Source organism: Bacillus sp. FDAARGOS_527, from assembly GCF_003812125.1.
GTDB classification, from domain to species: Bacteria; Bacillota; Bacilli; order Bacillales; family Bacillaceae_G; genus Bacillus_A; species Bacillus_A paranthracis.
Map to the genome: position 1 here is coordinate 1,247,659 of NZ_CP033795.1, position 18,156 is coordinate 1,265,814.

Below are 18,156 nucleotides of genomic sequence, written 5' to 3' on the forward strand. Positions count from 1 at the left end.
CCGAAATTGGGATGGTTAAAAGACGATATAACATACAAATATGATAATCATAATGATTTGGAGAATGGCTTTCGCTACTGTACTGCTTAAAAAACCAACTACAGTAGCAACTCCTACTAGAAAAGCGTCTTTTGGCGCTTTTTTATGCATTAATTCGGTTATAAATACCGCTAAGAACGGTATGATAATAAGTCCGAATGGTGGGAAGAAGAAAGATCCGGCAATGATCGAAATCATTCCGACACGTTCGCCCCATTTAGAACTACCGTATTTCTTTAAGAAATATCCATTTGCAATAAAATCAGCAACGAAAATGAATAGTGTGAAAATAGCTTGAATAATCCAAAAAGAAATCGTTAGTTCTCCGCCATTTATACCAAAATGGTAAATGAAATATCCAGCCCAGACAGCTAGGATGCCGGGGATAATAGGATAAATAAAAGCTAGAAATGAAATAATGAAACAGGCAATGATACAGATTGTTAAGAAAACAGTCACTTTATAACTCCTTTTGTATATCTAATTTATGTACAGCAATTTTTTTGACTTGATGTCCATCAAGTTCTAATGCCTTAAATTGAAAACCGGCATATTCGATGGAGTAGCCAGCTTCAATATTTACGTCAACTGCTTGCGATAATAGCCAGCCTCCAATTGTATCTAAGTCGCTCTCATCAATATGTAGGCCAAACATATCATTTACTTCAGAAATAAGTACTTTTCCATCTAGAACAGTAAGTTTAGGTGTACGTTTTTCAATCATAGGTGATTCATCTGCATCAAACTCATCTTGAATTTCTCCAATGATTTCTTCAAGAATATCTTCCATTGTTAAAAGTCCAGCAGTACCACCATATTCATCCATAACGATTGCCATCTGAACGCGATTCTTTTGTAGATGTACCAGTGTTTTACGAATTGGAACAGTTTCAAATACAGTTAGTACTGGATGTATGTAAGATTCAAGTGGCTTATGAATGCCTTTCGTTTGATCGTGAAATACTTCTTTCGTATTGATCATACCGATAATATCATCTTTATCTTTTTCGATGATAGGGTAGCGTGTATACTTTTCAGTTGCGACGATATCCATATTTTCTTCTAACGTATTTTCAGTAGATAAGCAAATCATTTCTGTACGAGGGACCATAATTTCTTTCGCAACTCGGTCGTCAAATTCAAAAATATTATTTACATATTTATATTCGGTTTGATTTATTTCGCCGCTTTTGAAACTTTCACCTAAAATGAGTCGTAGTTCCTCTTCAGAATGGGCAAGTTCATTTTCTTTCGCAGGTTCTAAACCGAGTAGTTTTGTGAAAAAGATAGCAGTACTATTAAGTAACCAAATGAACGGGTACATAATTTTATCAAATAAAATAAGTGGTCGTGCAAACTTAAGCGTAATCGCCTCTGCTTTTTGAATTGCGAATGACTTTGGAACTAATTCACCTAATACAACATGGAAAAATGTAATCACACTAAAAGCAATAATAAATGATAAAGTATTTGCCATTGTTCCAGTAATATTAATCTTTTCAAAGAGCGGTCGTAGTAAATGTTCCACAGTCGGTTCACCAAGCCAACCAAGCCCTAAAGAAGTAATTGTAATCCCGAGCTGACAAGCTGATAAATAAACATCTAAATTAGAAATGACACTTCTTGCAGCTAAAGCTTGTTTATTGCCTTCGTTTGCAAGCTGGTCAATTCGGCTTTTTCGTACTTTTACAACAGCAAATTCTGATGCAACGAAAAAGCCGGAAATAAGGATAAGAACAAAGATGAGAAAAATATTTAATATGTCCAAGTGTATTCTCTATTCCGTCGTTTGGAATAAAGATGTCACCTCCTGCAATTATGTTATACTTTTATAATAAATCCAAATGAAAAGAATAGTCAAAGAAAAAGGGTAAATATTGGTATGTTTCTGCAATGGTTTTTGAATTTGCTGTTATTTTGTCCGCTATACAAAAGGAATAATCCTCTACTTTCAGATTCTAGAGGGCTATTTCAAATTAAGGTTTTGGAATACTTCTCGTTAAAGCGTATGATTGTTGTTTAAAGTAGTTTGTCGTCCATAGTGTTTGAAGGAATGAGAGTATACAATACGGGATATACAAAAGTAATAAGCTAATTGTAACAATAATCGGTGCATTTCCGCCGAATTGAACGATAAATTGCAATAGTCCACTTGCGTGAAAAACGCATTCCATAAAAACGAATGAAAGAATAATGGAACCTAAAATAGATTTATGATTCGAAGTAAGCGCTAAAAACAATGTATCTACAAGGAAAGAAGCTTGTTTTATTTCATATTCATTTGTATTACTTAAGAAAGGAATCCATTTTTTTATTGCTTGCATAACGATAATCATGGAAGTACTACAAACGATGATAAAAGATGAGTAGTAAGGAATCTTTATAAATTTTGTGATGTATAGGAGTAGTAATAAGACTGCGCATTGTAATAATACAGTACATAAAGAATAAGGAATCCATCTTAATAAAGAAGCGAACTTTTTAACCGATTGAGGTGCTTTAAAAAATAAATGGCCAATCCCTAAGCTGATGAAGAATCCGATTGCAAGAGTAAAGGTAAAACGAACAATCGATAAAAAATATATTTCCCACATGTAAGGGAATAACGGTGTTGATTGATTAGCAGTATGTACCATCTGATTTGCTGAGAAAAAGATAGATTCGTGCATCCAATCAATCTTTGGAATTGTCATCGAAGAAAGTTGTGCGAAGTTATGGAAAATGCTTATAAAGCCGGTGATGTATGAGTATTTATGTGTAATGAATAAAGTTGGAATAGGACTAATGATAAATATAATGAGAACACCAACGATAAATTTATATATATGTGAGCGCAATAAAGACATGTAATCACCTACTCTTTGAATATTCAGAAAATTCTTATTCTTATTTTAGCTTTTTTCGGAGTAAGTTACAATATATTTTTCTTAAAGAAGTTTAGTATTGTAGTGGATAGAATTGAATGAAACGTGAATAAATTATGACAAGAAAATGAATAATTTTCAGAAAAATAAAATAAATTATTTATTTTTTTCTGAAAATATAATATAGTTATGGCACAGAAAGTATTTTAACATAAGGAGGCTGTTTATGAGGATTAAAGGGAATTATGTGCCGAAAAGGGAAGTTTTATTTTGCTCAAGTTCAATTACAGTAGGGGAAGCGCTAGAGCATTTAAATAAAACTGGTTATCGTTGTGTACCAGTTTTAGATGAAAAAAAAGAGAAATATTTAGGGAATATATATAAAGTAGATATTTTAGAATATAAAGGTTCAATGGAAGAGAGTGTATTACAACTATTAAACGATAAAGAAGGATATGTCAGAGAAGATTCTTCGTTCTTTAAAGTATTTTTTACAATAAAAAAATTACCTTATTTATCAGTAGTTGATGAAAAAGGAGTCTTTCTTGGGATTTTAACGCATAAAAAAGTTTTTGAGCTATTAGAAGATGCTTGGGGCGTTCATTCTAGTAAATATTCTGTCATGATTGGGACACAAGATTATAATGGGGCTATTCAAAAATTATCGACAGTATTAAAAAAATATACAGGTATCCAAAGTTTAATGACTTTTGATAATGATGCCTTATTAGTTCGTAGAATTATGTTTACATTAGGAGAAGAGTTTAACGATGGTGAATTAGAGACGTTATTGAAAGATTTAGAAGATCACGGATTTAGAGTGGTGTATGTGGAAGAGATGAAAAATCCACGTGAAGTTGAAGCGATAGAATAATATGCAAAAGCCGTCTAATTATGTTGGATGGCTTTTGTTATGTTACGTGTATAAAATTATTTGAAAATAACGATAGGATAATAAGTGAGTTTGAAACAATATTTGTGCAAAAGAATAAAAAATGTAGATAATTTTGATTTTCAAAAAAGTCAATTTGAAAATATGTTTTTATTTTTCAACTAAATATGTTACTATATGTGTGATAAAAACAAAGAGGTCTGACAACTATACTCCGCGCAATACCACTCTAATGATTTAAAAATTCAAAAAAATCAAAAATTAATAATTAGAGTAAAAATAAGGGGACTGGAGAAATTATGGAGAAAGACACTGCTTTGTAAGGGGCATATTTTATCAGCTTGAACAGAGAGGAGGATGCATAGCATATTGTGAAAATAGAGATAAACAATGAAAAAGTGCTATGCAAATGAAAAGCATGAAGGGACGTTTAAGGCCAGGTGATACGGTAGCAATTGGTTTAATGTTATTTGCACTATTTTTAGGAGCAGGAAATTTAATTTTTCCACCAGTTTTAGGGCAACAAGCTGGAGAGAATGTTTGGGTTGCTACAATTGGATTCCTTGTAACGGGAGTCGGATTACCCCTATTAGCTGTAACAGCTGTCGCGTTTGTAGAGGGGGACTTGAAAGCGCTATCTTCTAGAGTTCACCCTATATTTGCGTTTGTTTTCCCATTAATTAGTTATTTAGCGATTGGACCTTTTTTCGCGATTCCGCGTACGGGAGCCGTTTCATTTGAAATGGGTATGAAGCCATTTTTATCAGAGGCATTAGTTTCCGAATGGTACATGCTATTTCTTTTCACTATAATTTTCTTCGGAATAACTTGGTATTTATCTTTAAATCCATCAAAATTAGTGGATTGGTTCGGGAAATTTCTTACACCATTGTTAGTATTAATTGTTGCTGTAATTGTCGGAAAGGCAATTGTTGATCCGATTGGAGAACCAGCTGCACCGCTAGAGGCATACAAGGAAAATGCTTTCTTTGGTGGATTTATTCAAGGATATTTAACGATGGATGCAATTAGTGCGCTTGTATTTGGAATTGTAGTTGTACAAGTTATCCGCTCTAAAGGAATAAAAGAGAGTAATCAAATTGCAAAAATAACAGTAGTATCAGGTATTATCGCTGTACTTGGTTTAACGTTAATCTATTTATCACTTGCTTATCTTGGTTCAACAAGTACATCACTTGGGGTATCAGAGAATGGTGGACTTATTTTAACGAATGTTGTAAATGAGTTATATGGAACAAGTGGTAAAATTTTATTAGGACTTGTTATTGTACTCGCTTGTTTAACAACTTCTGTTGGATTAACATCAGCCTGTGCTGGCTTCTTTACAAACTTATTCCCAAAACTTTCGCATAAAACGATTGTAACAATGGTATGTGTATTTAGTTTAATTGTATCTAACCTAGGTTTAACACAATTAATCGCAGTTACTTTACCAGTGTTAATGATTATTTATCCAGTTGCAATTGTATTAATTGTACTTTCTTACTTCCATAAATGGATTGGGAAGCGTAATACCATTTATATTGGAGCTATTTTAGGTGCGTTGTTAATTAGTTTCTTTAACGGTTTAGAAAGTGCGAATATTAAAATTGACGCGATTTCTAACGTACTACAAATGTTACCATTATATAAAGAAGGAATAGGATGGTTAATCCCATCATGTATTGGCGGGATCCTCGGTTTCTTCTTCTATAAATCAAATGAATCAAGTGAATTACAAAAGAAAGGTGCTTAGGCGCCTTTCTTTTTTTAAAGGGGATTTTTTTGTTTTGTCTAAGTAATAAATGAAAGGAGTGATAAAATGGCTAATTTTGAAGATTTTTTAACTTTGGATTTACGGATTGGGACTGTAACACATGCAGAGGAATTTAAAGAAGCGAGAGTTCCAGCGATTAAACTAGAAATTGATTTTGGAGAGCTTGGAATGAAGCAGTCAAGTGCTCAAATTACGAAGAGATATAACCCAGAAGGTTTAATCGGTCAGCAAATCGTTGCTGTTGTAAATTTTCCGCCAAAGCGTGTAGCGGGATTTAAATCAGAAGTACTTGTTTTAGGAGGAGTACCTGAAGAGGGTGATGTCGTATTACTGCAGCCTAATATGGAATTACCAAATGGAACAAAAATTAGTTAATGTAAAGGCGGGGGAACATGGATATTGGACGCGAATACGTACAGTGTGCCATTTCGAATTTTGAAGCAACAAAGAAACAAGGGGAACGGGTGCTTTCACAATTATCATATGAACAGATTGAATGGTCTTCTCATGAAGTAACAAATAGCATAGCAATTATAATTAAGCATCTGCACGGTAATATGCGTTCTAGATGGACGGATTTTTTAACATCTGACGGTGAAAAAATAGATCGTAACCGAGATGCTGAATTTGAAGTTGGTTATTCTTCTAAGAAAGAGGTACTCGCAGCATGGAATGAAGGTTGGGAATATGTTTTTAAAACGATGAATGCACTAACGTCAGAACATTTATTGCAGACGGTATATATTCGCGGTGAAGCACATACTGTCATGCAAGCAATTGAAAGACAAATTTCTCATTATGCTTTGCATATTGGACAAATGATTTACATTGGTAAAATGTTAAAAGAAAATGAGTGGGAATGTTTAAGTATTCCTAGAGGAAAGTCTAACTTTCATTTAGAGAAAAAACGTTCAACATAATAATAGGAAAGAAACCGATATAAAATTGGAAGTAAGAAAACAAGCCAAATGATAGATGGCTCTACAGTCATAAGAATGCTACCAACAATCAGCCCATATATAATAAGAAAGAAATTAATAAGTGTATTCACAGGGATAAATCGTGAGATAAAAACTTGCTGTCGTTTAAAACAATCACTATGAAATACATAAAAGCGGAAGTACCATGTGGTAGTAATAAGATCTTTCTTTCGCGTAATTCTTTTTTTGCATGTATGACAGATGAACGGTGGTTGCATTTCATTGCGCTCCATTTTCTATATTTGTAATCATGTAGGACAAAAGTAGGTACAAAGTGTATATCCCTATATACGCTCCTGATATAAGAAAAAATGGATTTAGTAAAATCCCATGAATACTTGTCATAAAAACTAAGTCTTGTATTAAAACATCATATATATGAATAGAAATGATTGTACCGAGTACATAAAGTGCTAGATATGCTGAAATATGTAACACAACACGGATGGTAGGATGCTTAGCAAGCCAATAAAAAATAAATGATAGTACAACGGGGAGTGTTCCTATTAGTAGTTTCAATTCATTTCACCTCATTAACAATATAGCCTGAATTTAGACGGTCTATTCTCTAGAGCTTGTACATAACTTGAAATAGAGAGGTGATAGTATGAATCGAGACTTTTTTTATGTGAAATTCACGAGTGTACGTAAGTTAGTATTATTTATTATTGCTACAGTACTAGCGACTTTTTTTCTTATTAGTATGATGGTAACTTCTATGAAAGAGACAAAGTCAACGTATTTATATAATTGGTTAAATGAGTTATCAATGAATGGTTACATGTACGTTCTTGGGAAAGAGAATCATTATTTTACACAGGAATATAGAAATTTAAATCAAGATTTTTCAATATCTTCGTTTCTCTTTTCTATGGCTACGAATATTCGTTTTAACGATGTACGCAGTTTTGTCGGTAAAGAGCTACCTGGTTTCGGTAAGTACGATACAGAAATTGTTATTGCGGGTGAAGGAACAAATTATTCTAACTTGCCTATAGAGTCGAGCGTTCCACTTGAAGAAGTAGTAAAAGAACGGACTGGAGAAGGTGGACAGGCTCAAAAGCCGGATACGAATAAAGAGAAAAAGCAACCAGCTCAAACGACAGGAAAACGACAAGTTGCATTTATTTATCATTCGCATAGCTGGGAATCTTATTTGCCATTATTGAATTTAACAAATGATCCAAATCCGAATAAAGCCACAAGTTCCGTAACGAATATTTCAATAGTCGGCGACCGATTTCGTGAACAATTAGCAAATGAAGGAATCGGAGCAACTAACGACAAGACTGATGTTGGTCAAAAGTTGATTAGTAAAGGGTTAAATAGTAATAGTTCTTATAAAATGTCACGGGAAATTGTACAAGAAGCAATGGCCGGCAATAAAGAATTACAATACTTCTTTGATTTACATCGTGATAGTGCTCGGAAAAATGTCACGACAAAAATAATCGGTGATAAATCATATGCGAAGCTTGCGTTTGTAGTAGGGAAAGGTAACAAAAACTATGAAAAAAACTTGCAATTAGCAACGGCTTTACATGAGACGATTAGTAAGAAATATCCAGGTGTTAGTCGTGGTGTCATTCAAAAAGGATTCCAAACAGGAAATGGTGTCTACAATCAAGATTTGTCAGGACAAGCGATATTAATTGAAGTTGGTGGCGTAGATAATACAGAGGAAGAACTAAATCGATCGATTGATGCGTTAGCTAAAGCGTTTGGTGAATATTTCTGGCAGGCAGAAAAAGTGAATGGATAAAGTGAAACAGAAATGAATGCGAGAGTCTGAAAAAACGTGAGTGTAAAGCTTGCGTTTTTTTGTAATTAATGATGCGTCACAGAATAGACATAATTTGTCGATGTTATAGTAAGATCGAAATTTGTCAAATTATACTGGGAGATTTACAAAGGGATTTTCGGGAAAGTAGAGAAAATCTTTTTACAAGGAAAGCTTTTTATTATGAAATTGGTAGGGTGATTGAAGTGATTAGGGAAATCAAAGTAGAAGATGCAGCATCATTTTTGCAATTAAGTAAGCAATTAGATGAAGAAACAAAATTTATGTTGTATGAACCAGGAGAAAGGAAATTCACAGCCGAGCAACAAGAGCAAATGATTCAGCGCTTTGTAGAAAATAAATATGCAACAATATTGGTAGCAGTTGAAGAAGAGAGAATAGTAGGGTTTATTTTAGTGAATGGAAATCATATTCAAAGAAAGAGACATGTAGCAAGTATTGTAATTGGGATTTTGCAAGAGTATAGCGGGCGAGGTATTGGGACTAGATTGTTTAAAGAGGTCGAGAAGTGGGCAAGATTACATGATGTATGGCGTTTAGAATTAACGGTAATGGCCCACAATACAAGAGCTCAGGCACTATATAAAAAAGCTGGATTTGAGAAAGAAGGTGTCAAAAGAGCTGCTCTTATTATCGATGGAGAGAACATCGATGAGTATGAAATGGCCAAATTATTAAAATAAGAGGTCGTTATATGAAAAAAAGATGGATACTACTTGGTATCGTAGCGGCGATACTCATTGTTGGAGTAGCGGGAATCAATTATAAAATGTATAAGGATAAGCAAGCGCGCGAGGTGAATGTAAATAACATATTTCCGAAAGCGAAAGAAACGATTGCGAATATGGATGGAGATATTGCGGTAATTAGTAATCCGAATTCACTGCTTGTGCTTGTGAATAAAAGTAGGCGTTTACCAGACGGGTATAGACCGCCAGATTTAGTTATTCCGAAAGTGCGCTATTCTAGTGAAGGTGATCAAGAAAAGAAAAAAATGAGGAAAGAGGCGGCCGGTGCGCTTGAGGAAATGTTTCAGCAAGCGGATAAGGAGCGTGTTTTCTTATTTGCAGTCTCTGGATTTAGATCTTTTGATCGGCAAAAAGCGTTAAATACAATGTATAAAAAACAAGATGGAGAAGCCAAAACGGCAATGTCGAGTGCAGTTCCTGGAACGAGTGAACATCAAACAGGACTAGCTATGGATATCACATCACAATCTGCTAAGTTTCAGTTAGAGACAATTTTTGGTGAAACGAAAGAAGGGCAGTGGCTTTCTGAAAATGCCCATAAATTTGGTTTTGTCATTCGATATACAAAAGAGAAAGAATCGATTACGGGCTATCGATTTGAACCATGGCACGTGAGGTATGTGGGAAATCCACAAGCTACATATTTATATGAAAATCAACTAACACTTGAAGAAGTAGCGCAGTGAACAATTGAGGGGAGAGAAGGATTATGACGGTGTTATATAAGAAGAAAGTACACGCATATGTGACAAGAGAAAAAGAAGGAGCTATGCAACTGCTTGTTTTTAAACATCGTGATACACCTGAAGCTGGTATACAAGTGCCAGGGGGAACAGTTGACGAAGGGGAAACGCTAGAAGCAGCGATTTTACGTGAAGTACAAGAAGAGTCTGGGTTACGTCATTTATGCATAGAACGATTCCTAGCTGATTACATCATACATGTGAAAGAAAAAAAGGAATATCAAAAACGTCATTTCTTCCACGTAACATTACTAACAGATGTAAAGGATAGTTGGGAACATATTGTAAGTGCCGGTGAGGAAGATGAAGGCTTAGTATTTTGCTACGAATGGATTGATATTGCGAAATACCCTGAATTAGCAGGGAAACAAGGTGAGTTTTTACATTTGTTAGATGAAGTATACGCACAGTAATAAAAGAGTCTGAAACGTAAACTCATTCGTTTCAGACTCTTTTTATTTTTCAGGAAATAAAAGGGTTTTATATTAGTGAGTTGAATTCTATTAAAGGAATTGAAGTTGTATATGCGAGGGGCGGAGAAAATGAAAAAGTAATAGAGTCATGTTATTAATAAAAGGACTTATAGAAGGAGAATGAAAATGGAGATGCAGTTCAATACACTACTACAAAAAGAATTAACAATTCATGATATACAAAGAGCGATGGAAGATGGAAAGTTAACTTCAAAAGAACTAGTTATGTATTACCTTCATAGAATCGCAAAGTATGATCAAGATGGACCGGAAATTAATTCTATTTTAGAAATCAATCCAGACGCCATCTTTATTGCTGAAGCGTTAGATTATGAAAGAAAGATTAAAGGTAAAAGAGGTCCATTACATGGTATACCGGTTTTACTTAAGGATAATATTGAAACGAATGACTCTATGCATACAAGTGCAGGTACAATTGCGCTAGAACAACATATAAGTAGTGAAGATGCATTTCTCGTTACGAAGCTGCGAGAAGCAGGAGCAGTGATAATAGGGAAAACAAATATGACAGAATTAGCAAATGCAATGTCATTTGAAATGTGGGCTGGATATAGTGCAAGAGGTGGACAAACAATAAATCCTTACGGTACGGGTGAGGATGATATGTTTGTTGGTGGCTCAAGTACAGGATCTGCCATAGCAGTTGCTGCTAACTTTACAGTAGTATCGGTTGGAACAGAAACAGATGGTTCTATTTTGAGTCCAGCTGTTCAAAACTCTGTAGTCGGTATTAAACCGACTGTTGGTTTAATTAGTCGTAGAGGTATTATTCCGTTCACATATTCGCAAGATACAGCCGGCCCATTTGCTAGAACAGTAACAGATGCTGCTATTTTACTAGGGGGGTTAACTGGGGTGGATGAGAGAGATGTAGCTACTCGTAAAAGTGAAGGGATAGCAGAACATGATTATACAAAGTATTTGGATGTTAACGGTTTAAATGGAACAAAGATTGGTGTATATAACAACGCACCAAAAGATTATTATAAATCTGGTGAGTATGATGAGAATTTGTTTAAGGAAACAATTGAAGTATTACGTAGTAAGGGTGCGACAGTAGTAGAGGATATTAATATTCCGTCTTTTCATAGAGAATGGAGCTGGGGTGTATCGCTTTATGAATTAAAGCATAGTTTAGATAACTATCTTTCGAAATTGCCTTCTACTATACCAGTCCATTCTATTTCAGAGTTAATGGAGTTTAATGAAAACATAGCAGAAAGAGCTCTGAGATATGGACAAACTAAGTTAGAAAGAAGAAAAGATTTTCCTAATACGTTAAGAAATCCACAATATTTAAATGCAAGATTAGAAGATATATATTTTTCACAAGAACAAGGCATTGATTTTGCACTGGAAAAATATAATCTTGATGCGATTCTATTCCCTTCGTATATAGGTTCCACTATATGTGCGAAAGCAGGTTATCCGTCTATAGCAATACCTGCGGGATATATGGATAACGGGAGACCATTTGGAATTACGCTTGCAAGCACTGCTTTTCATGAGGGGACTTTAATTAAACTCGCATACGCTTTTGAACAAGCGACAAAGCATCGGAAATCTCCTAACTTATCATAAATAAATAGGGCAGGAAATCCTGTCCTATTTATTTTGTTCATTAAAGTGACATGTTTTTTTGCTTTGTCTTATCATATTTTAATAAGTTAAATGATAAACAAGCAGAGCACAATATAAGGATTGAAGCGAGAATATAGATCGTACGAACACCGAACAAATCGGTAATAATGCCAACACTCAGCATAGAAAGGCCAGAAGCTGTTGAGAGAAGAGCGCCGTGAGCTGTATACATCTTTGATAATAAAGATGGAGCGACGCTGGATTGTAAAACAGTTGCTTGAGAAATATCTCTAATTTGGTAACATGGGCCCATTAGAATGCATAGGAACAGCGCAATATATCCGCTACTTGTTATACCATATAAAAATGTAAGAATACTAAACAGAAGAGAGCCTATCGCCATAGAGCGTATTAAATTGTTTTGAATGTATGTACTCATTTTCCACGCTAATAGACCGCCAATTAACGTCCCAACATAATAACTTGTATTAATAAATCCCCACCATTCTTCTCCTTTATGAAGGACAGTTGTTACATAAGCCATCGTAATAGCACCGATCCATATCGTCCCTGCAAAAGTTTCAATTAAGTCCATACATGTAACAGTACGGAGAGAAGGGTTTTGAAATAAGAGCTTCCAACCTTCCAATAAAGTATCATCTTTTGAAGAAGAAGGCTCTATTACTCGTTCAGTATGTATGGATCGTAATGAAAAGTGTAGTGCAACACATCCGAAAATCATCAAAATATTATTCATCATGAGTGTAGAAGAAGCACCGATAAGAAGCACAATAACACTTGTAAATGAATAAGCAGCGGCTTGTGCAATTTGTGTGGAAAAGGAAAAAATACTATTTACTTTTACTAATTTTTCTTTCGGTGTAAGGCGCGGAAGAATACCGTATAGTAATGGAGCGCTCCAGCCACTACATAATGAAATGAAAAAAATGAAAATGAATAGTACTACAATGTTTGTGGAAAGGACCGGGAATAATATCATGAATAAAAATAATAGAGCAGTTTTTATCCATTGTAGTGTAAACAGTAATGAATAAGATGGAAAACGATTCATTATAAGTGGTGCAGATGTATTTGCTATAAGATTAGTTATGACTTGTAATAATGGAAAAAGAGCAGTTAATGTAGCTGATTTCGTTGTAATATACATATGAGTTGTAATAATCATTACGTATACGATGTCAGCGAGAGTAATGCATATTTTCGATCCTAAATAGTAAGTCAATGAACGTTTTTGCAATAAGTACACACCCTTTCTGGGGAAAATATGACAGTAGTTATAATAATTATAATTTGAAAAATAAATTTTGAAAGAATTAAATTTTTTGTCACTTTTTGAAAGGGATTTTCATGTATAATGAAGAATATATTAATATAGTATTTTAATAATACTCATTGTAACAGTGAAAATGTACAATAGCTTGTAGTAAGCGCCCATGTATGAGAAAGGGCGGATAAACCATTCTTTTCTTCATATACATATAGAAAATGAGAAAGAAAGTGAGGGTTGCAAATGGCTGCTTGGGTAATTTGGTTTATAATAGCTGGTATTTTATTTATTGCGGAAATGCTGTCGATTACATTTTACATGCTTTGGCTTGGAATTGGAGCTGTTGTCGGAGGTCTTATTGCTTTGTTTGTTCCTGAAGCACTACTGTTACAAGTTGTTGCTGGTGCGATTGTAAGTTTAACATTGACTTTCTTTACGAAAAGAATATCAAAAAACTTTCGGGAAGCAAAAGGTTTTACTGATACAGTAGATATGCTTGCAGGTAAAAAAGGGATTGTTATGCAAGCGATTACAAACGAGGCGAATGGCATTGTGAAAGTGGATGGAGATACTTGGACAGCTATTGCAGATGATCCAATTGATGCCGGAGAAAAAGTTATTGTTATAAAGAGGCATAGTACTATATTACAAGTAAAAAAGGAGAGTGAATAAATATGGTAGCATTAACGTTAACGATTATTTTTGCACTAATTGTTGTTACATTTATCGCATTAACAATTAAAATTATTCCACAGCAAAAAGTTGGAGTCGTTGAAAGATTTGGTAAGTTTCAGCGGGTTATGCAGCCGGGATTAAATTTATTAATTCCGATTGTGGATCGCGTTCGCGTATATCACGACTTGCGTATTCAACAAACGAATGTACCACCGCAGAAGGTAATTACGAAAGATAATGTACAAGTGGAAATTGATACAATTATTTTCTATCAAGTCGTTGAACCGGAACTTGCGACATATGGTATTTCGAACTATGAATACGGTGTACGTAACATTACTTCAGCAACGATGCGTCAAATCATTGGTAAAATGGAACTGGATGAAACGTTATCTGGTCGTGAAAAAATTTCAACAGAAATTCGCTTAGCACTTGATGAAGCTACAGAAAAATGGGGCGTTCGCATTGAACGTGTTGAAGTTGTCGATATTAATCCGCCGAAAGATGTGCAAGCATCAATGGAAAAACAAATGAAAGCAGAGCGTAATAAACGTGCGATCATATTAGAAGCTGAAGCTGCAAAACAAGATAAAGTCCTTCGTGCTGAAGGGGAAAAGCAAAGTAAAATCTTAATGGCTGAAGGGGATAAAGAAGCACGTATTCGAGAAGCAGAAGGTATTAAAGAAGCAAAAGAATTAGAAGCGCAAGGGGAAGCAAGAGCGATTGAGGAAATTGCAAAAGCAGAACAAAATCGAATTGAATTACTTCGCGAGGCGAATTTAGATGAACGTATACTTGCTTACAAATCATTCGAATCATTAGCTGAAGTTGCGAAAGGGCCAGCAAATAAAGTCTTTATTCCATCTAATGCAATTGAAACACTTGGTGCTCTCGGGGCAATTGGTGAAATTTTTAAAGAAAAACAAGCGAAGAAACTGCCTTTAAATAATACAGAAAAAGAACAATAAGAGTGAAAAAGAGAAATGGGATACCATTTCTCTTTTTTATTATAGAAAATTCAGAGTATGATATAATGGAATTTTTCGGATATTAAAAAGGGGAGTGAAGAAACATGCAAATACTACTAATACGCCACGGAGAATCAGAAGCTGATATCTTAAACGTACATGAAGGACGAGCTGATTTTGAATTGACAGAAAAGGGAAGACAGCAAGTGCAAAGGCTTGTACAGAAAGTGAAAGCAGATTTCCCGCCAGATTTCATTTGGGCAAGTACATTAAAACGGGCTCGCGAAACAGGTGAAATGTTAGCAGAAGGAATTGGATGCCCAATTCAATTAGAAGAGGAATTAATGGAGTTTAATAATGGAGTGCAAGCAGGTCTTTCCTTTGAAGAAGCAAAGAAATACCCAGAGCCAAAGTTCCTTCATGATCGTTTTGAAAACGGGGAATCATTTATTGAATTTAGAATGAGAATAGAAGGAATCTTTTCTAAAATCGTGACAGAGAATACATATGACCGAATTGCAATTGTTGCACATGGTGGTGTAATAAATAGTCTATTACGTGCTTTTTTCAAAATGCCCATTTCAATGGACTATTATTTTAAAATGGGAGATACGGGAATAAGCTTAATTGAAATGGATGGCGAACAAAAAACAGTACATTTCATTAATGATACGAATCATTTGGACGGGATGTAAAGATCTATGTACAAAGTAGTATTTTTTGATGTTGACGGTACGCTTTTAAGCGAAATTGATAGAAGTATGCATGAGAGCACAAAAGAAGCAATACAAAGATTAATAGAAAAAGGGATTCACGTAGTTGTTACAACAGGGAGACCATATAGCTTATGTTCGCAATTTAAGAAACTAAGCATAAATACGTTTATTTCTGCAAATGGTGCACATATCAAGTGTGGGGAATCAGTTATACATAAATCAGTACTTTCAAGTGAAATTGTACATGATATCTCAGAGTTTGCAGAATTACATGGTCACGGTATTTCTTATTTTACCGAGGATTTTGCAATGAACGGAATAGCCTCGGATAATGAGCGTGTAATGCAAGCGCTTAGCGAGACGTTGAATTTAGAGAAGTATCCAGAAAAAAGCAGAGATTTGTCAGAAGAAATCTATTGTTTATGTCTGTATGCAGATGAAATAGAAGCTCAAAAATTTCTTGAAAGATATCCAGCACTTACGTTTGAACGTTTTCACGGTTACGTTATGAATGTGTTGGAAGATAATAAAGTATCAAAGGTAACTGCAATTCAAAAGGTATTAGAACACCTAAACATTTGCAAATCAGAAGCCATTGCTTTCGGCGATGGTAGAAATGATATTGAGATGTTAGAGTATGTAGAATTAGGTATTGCGATGGGGAATGCTGGAGAAGAGTTAAAAACAAGAGCTGATTTCGTTACAAAGAAGGCGAGTGAAGGTGGTATTTTATTTGCCTTAGAGAAGTTTCATATCGTCTAACATACCTTTATTGAAATAAAGGTATGTTAGGATCTTTTATATGCTCACATAGTAAAATATGAACTTGTCCACGATGATGATAAAAGTGTGTAACAATTTCTAGCAACCATTCAAAGCGTGAATAAGAAATACCCCAATAAGCAGTCTTAATTTCTGCTAATTGTTCATTGGAATAAGATAAAAAAGTTTTAGAAAGTAAATCGTAGCCCTGTATCATCGTTTGTTGTATTTGCATAATTGTTTCGGGTGTTTGTTCTTTATAGAAAGTATGTAACTCTTTTTCTGTAATACCATTTAAAATGAGTAAATCAGCATGGCAAATAAGAGAAAGATGTGCACATATTTCAAATAATGATCGCTTCGAGTGAATTGGTTGTATTTTTAATTCGTCTTCTTTATATCGGTTAAGCATTTGAATAGAAGTATCAATAGCAACTTTAAGTTGATGCAATGCAGATTGTACAAACATTGTAATTCTCCTCTTCTACGTATATAATAGTTTCTTGAGGGTATTATATCATACTCAAAATTCCGAAAATTCTAGTAGTTTGACTAGCATATTGAAAAGTATTATATTGTAAAAGGTCATATGAAACGTGAAATAGAATGGAATGCAATTATTGAGTTAGGAGTTAGACCAATGAGTTTGAAATATGGAAGAGATACAATTGTTGAAGTTGACTTAAATGCAGTAAAACATAATGTAAAAGAATTTAAAAAACGTGTGAATGATGAAAATATTGCAATGATGGCTGCTGTAAAAGCGAATGGATATGGTCATGGGGCAGTTGAAGTTGCAAAAGCTGCTATTGAAGCAGGAATAAATCAGCTTGCAGTTGCATTTGTAGATGAAGCGATAGAGTTAAGAGAAGCAGGAATTAACGTGCCGATTTTAATTTTAGGCTATACGTCAGTAGCATCTGCGGAAGAAGCAATTCAATATGATGTAATGATGACTGTTTATAGAAGTGAAGATTTACAAGGTATAAATGAAATCGCAAACCGTCTACAAAAGAAGGCGCAAATTCAGGTGAAAATTGATACAGGAATGAGTCGCATTGGTTTACAGGAAGAAGAGGTTAAACCATTTTTAGAGGAATTAAAACGTATGGAGTATGTAGAGGTAGTAGGAATGTTTACACATTACTCTACGGCAGATGAAATCGATAAATCATATACGAATATGCAAACAAGTTTATTTGAAAAAGCTGTCAATACAGCAAAAGAATTAGGAATTCATATTCCATATATTCATAGTTCAAATAGTGCAGGTTCAATGGAACTTAGCAATACATTTCAAAATATGGTTCGTGTAGGTATTGGAATTTATGGAATGTATCCTTCAAAAGAGGTAGATCATTCAGTTGTTTCTCTGCAGCCTGCGTTGTCGTTAAAATCAAAAGTAGCTCATATTAAGCATGCAAAGAAAAATCGCGGTGTAAGTTATGGGAATACGTATGTAACGACTGGTGAAGAATGGATTGCCACTATACCGATTGGTTATGCGGATGGCTATAACCGTCAGTTATCTAATAAAGGGCATGCATTAATAAATGGGGTTCGAGTACCTGTTATTGGTCGTGTTTGTATGGATCAGCTCATGTTAGACGTTTCAAAAGCAATGCCAGTACAAGTGGGAGACGAAGTAGTATTCTACGGTAAACAAGGCGAAGAAAATATTGCAGTAGAAGAAATAGCGGATATGTTAGGTACAATTAACTATGAAGTTACATGTATGTTAGACAGAAGAATTCCACGTGTATATAAAGAAAATAATGAAACGACTGCTATTGTAAATATACTAAGAAAAAACTGAATCGTTATGAT

At 34.5% G+C, this 18,156-nt stretch carries 21 protein-coding genes; 14 read left to right on the top strand and 7 right to left on the bottom strand.

Annotated features, from left to right (window positions below; translation table 11 throughout):
- Positions 1-15: 15 nt before the first annotated feature.
- From EGX95_RS08740 to EGX95_RS08750, 3 genes are all read right to left on the bottom strand, one after another.
- On the bottom strand, positions 16-498 hold the full coding sequence (locus EGX95_RS08740; RefSeq protein WP_000215659.1) for a DUF456 domain-containing protein: 483 nt from the start codon (positions 496-498) through the stop codon (positions 16-18).
- Between the two features lies 1 nt (position 499).
- Positions 500-1,807, bottom strand: coding sequence for a hemolysin family protein (locus EGX95_RS08745; protein WP_000353728.1), 1,308 nt, complete (start codon positions 1,805-1,807; stop codon positions 500-502).
- Between the two features lie 208 nt (positions 1,808-2,015).
- Positions 2,016-2,885, bottom strand: coding sequence for a hypothetical protein (locus EGX95_RS08750; protein WP_000055303.1), 870 nt, complete (start codon positions 2,883-2,885; stop codon positions 2,016-2,018).
- A gap of 244 nt (positions 2,886-3,129) precedes the next feature.
- On the opposite strand from EGX95_RS08750, the gene cbpA reads away from it, so the two are divergent.
- From cbpA to EGX95_RS08770, 4 genes are all read left to right on the top strand, one after another.
- A complete protein-coding gene (gene cbpA, locus EGX95_RS08755; protein ID WP_001220515.1) occupies positions 3,130-3,777 on the top strand; it encodes a cyclic di-AMP binding protein CbpA in 648 nt (215 codons plus the stop codon).
- A 436-nt stretch (positions 3,778-4,213) separates the two neighbouring features.
- Positions 4,214-5,551 (top strand): branched-chain amino acid transport system II carrier protein BrnQ4, encoded by a 1,338-nt coding sequence (brnQ4, locus tag EGX95_RS08760; protein ID WP_014297788.1) that lies wholly within the window; start codon positions 4,214-4,216, stop codon positions 5,549-5,551.
- Positions 5,552-5,617: 66 nt separating this feature from the next.
- Positions 5,618-5,947 (top strand): chaperone CsaA, encoded by a 330-nt coding sequence (csaA, locus tag EGX95_RS08765; RefSeq protein ID WP_001263034.1) that lies wholly within the window; start codon positions 5,618-5,620, stop codon positions 5,945-5,947.
- 17 nt (positions 5,948-5,964) lie between these two features.
- Positions 5,965-6,492: a DUF1572 domain-containing protein gene (locus EGX95_RS08770; RefSeq protein ID WP_000351111.1), complete on the top strand. Its 528-nt coding sequence runs from the start codon at positions 5,965-5,967 to the stop codon at positions 6,490-6,492.
- Here EGX95_RS08770 and EGX95_RS08775 read toward each other — a convergent pair.
- Together EGX95_RS08775 and EGX95_RS08780 are read right to left on the bottom strand one after the other, a co-directional pair.
- Complete coding sequence (locus tag EGX95_RS08775; protein ID WP_002091944.1) at positions 6,465-6,770, bottom strand: hypothetical protein; 306 nt, start codon at positions 6,768-6,770, stop codon at positions 6,465-6,467. The genes EGX95_RS08770 and EGX95_RS08775 overlap by 28 nt on opposite strands.
- A gap of 1 nt (position 6,771) precedes the next feature.
- The gene (locus EGX95_RS08780) at positions 6,772-7,071 is read right to left on the bottom strand and encodes a hypothetical protein (protein WP_000770754.1); all 300 of its coding nucleotides are present in this window, start codon (positions 7,069-7,071) and stop codon (positions 6,772-6,774) included.
- An 88-nt stretch (positions 7,072-7,159) separates the two neighbouring features.
- Here EGX95_RS08780 and spoIIP point away from each other — a divergent pair, with 88 nt between their 5' ends.
- The 5 genes from spoIIP to EGX95_RS08805 all read left to right on the top strand — a co-directional run bounded on the left by spoIIP (position 7,160) and on the right by EGX95_RS08805 (position 11,920).
- On the top strand, positions 7,160-8,314 hold the full coding sequence (gene spoIIP / locus EGX95_RS08785) for a stage II sporulation protein SpoIIP (RefSeq protein ID WP_001078044.1): 1,155 nt from the start codon (positions 7,160-7,162) through the stop codon (positions 8,312-8,314).
- A 224-nt stretch (positions 8,315-8,538) separates the two neighbouring features.
- A complete protein-coding gene (locus EGX95_RS08790; RefSeq protein WP_000617586.1) occupies positions 8,539-9,036 on the top strand; it encodes a GNAT family N-acetyltransferase in 498 nt (165 codons plus the stop codon).
- Between the two features lie 11 nt (positions 9,037-9,047).
- Positions 9,048-9,788: a M15 family metallopeptidase gene (locus EGX95_RS08795; RefSeq protein ID WP_000747654.1), complete on the top strand. Its 741-nt coding sequence runs from the start codon at positions 9,048-9,050 to the stop codon at positions 9,786-9,788.
- Positions 9,789-9,811: 23 nt separating this feature from the next.
- The gene (locus EGX95_RS08800) at positions 9,812-10,258 is read left to right on the top strand and encodes an NUDIX hydrolase (RefSeq protein ID WP_000217580.1); all 447 of its coding nucleotides are present in this window, start codon (positions 9,812-9,814) and stop codon (positions 10,256-10,258) included.
- A gap of 186 nt (positions 10,259-10,444) precedes the next feature.
- A complete protein-coding gene (locus tag EGX95_RS08805) occupies positions 10,445-11,920 on the top strand; it encodes an amidase family protein (protein WP_000425816.1) in 1,476 nt (491 codons plus the stop codon).
- Positions 11,921-11,960: 40 nt separating this feature from the next.
- On the opposite strand, the gene EGX95_RS08810 is transcribed toward EGX95_RS08805, so the two are convergent.
- Positions 11,961-13,178 carry an MFS transporter gene (locus tag EGX95_RS08810; RefSeq protein WP_123805487.1) on the bottom strand — a complete coding sequence of 406 codons (1,218 nt, stop codon included), beginning with the start codon at positions 13,176-13,178 and terminating at the stop codon, positions 11,961-11,963.
- A gap of 273 nt (positions 13,179-13,451) precedes the next feature.
- Between EGX95_RS08810 and EGX95_RS08815 the strand changes: the two genes are divergently transcribed.
- The 4 genes from EGX95_RS08815 (at position 13,452) to EGX95_RS08830 (ending at position 16,329) form a co-directional block, all read left to right on the top strand.
- Complete coding sequence (locus EGX95_RS08815) at positions 13,452-13,880, top strand: NfeD family protein (RefSeq protein WP_000741991.1); 429 nt, start codon at positions 13,452-13,454, stop codon at positions 13,878-13,880.
- Between the two features lie 2 nt (positions 13,881-13,882).
- A complete protein-coding gene (locus EGX95_RS08820; RefSeq protein ID WP_000226259.1) occupies positions 13,883-14,851 on the top strand; it encodes an SPFH domain-containing protein in 969 nt (322 codons plus the stop codon).
- Positions 14,852-14,955: 104 nt separating this feature from the next.
- Positions 14,956-15,546, top strand: coding sequence for a histidine phosphatase family protein (locus tag EGX95_RS08825; RefSeq protein WP_001166461.1), 591 nt, complete (start codon positions 14,956-14,958; stop codon positions 15,544-15,546).
- Positions 15,547-15,552: 6 nt separating this feature from the next.
- Positions 15,553-16,329 (top strand): Cof-type HAD-IIB family hydrolase, encoded by a 777-nt coding sequence (locus EGX95_RS08830; protein ID WP_000278959.1) that lies wholly within the window; start codon positions 15,553-15,555, stop codon positions 16,327-16,329.
- Between the two features lie 7 nt (positions 16,330-16,336).
- On the opposite strand, the gene EGX95_RS08835 is transcribed toward EGX95_RS08830, so the two are convergent.
- The gene (locus EGX95_RS08835; RefSeq protein WP_000497998.1) at positions 16,337-16,798 is read right to left on the bottom strand and encodes a DinB family protein; all 462 of its coding nucleotides are present in this window, start codon (positions 16,796-16,798) and stop codon (positions 16,337-16,339) included.
- 171 nt (positions 16,799-16,969) lie between these two features.
- Here EGX95_RS08835 and alr point away from each other — a divergent pair, with 171 nt between their 5' ends.
- Positions 16,970-18,145: an alanine racemase gene (gene alr, locus EGX95_RS08840; RefSeq protein WP_000054188.1), complete on the top strand. Its 1,176-nt coding sequence runs from the start codon at positions 16,970-16,972 to the stop codon at positions 18,143-18,145.
- Positions 18,146-18,156: the final 11 nt, after the last annotated feature.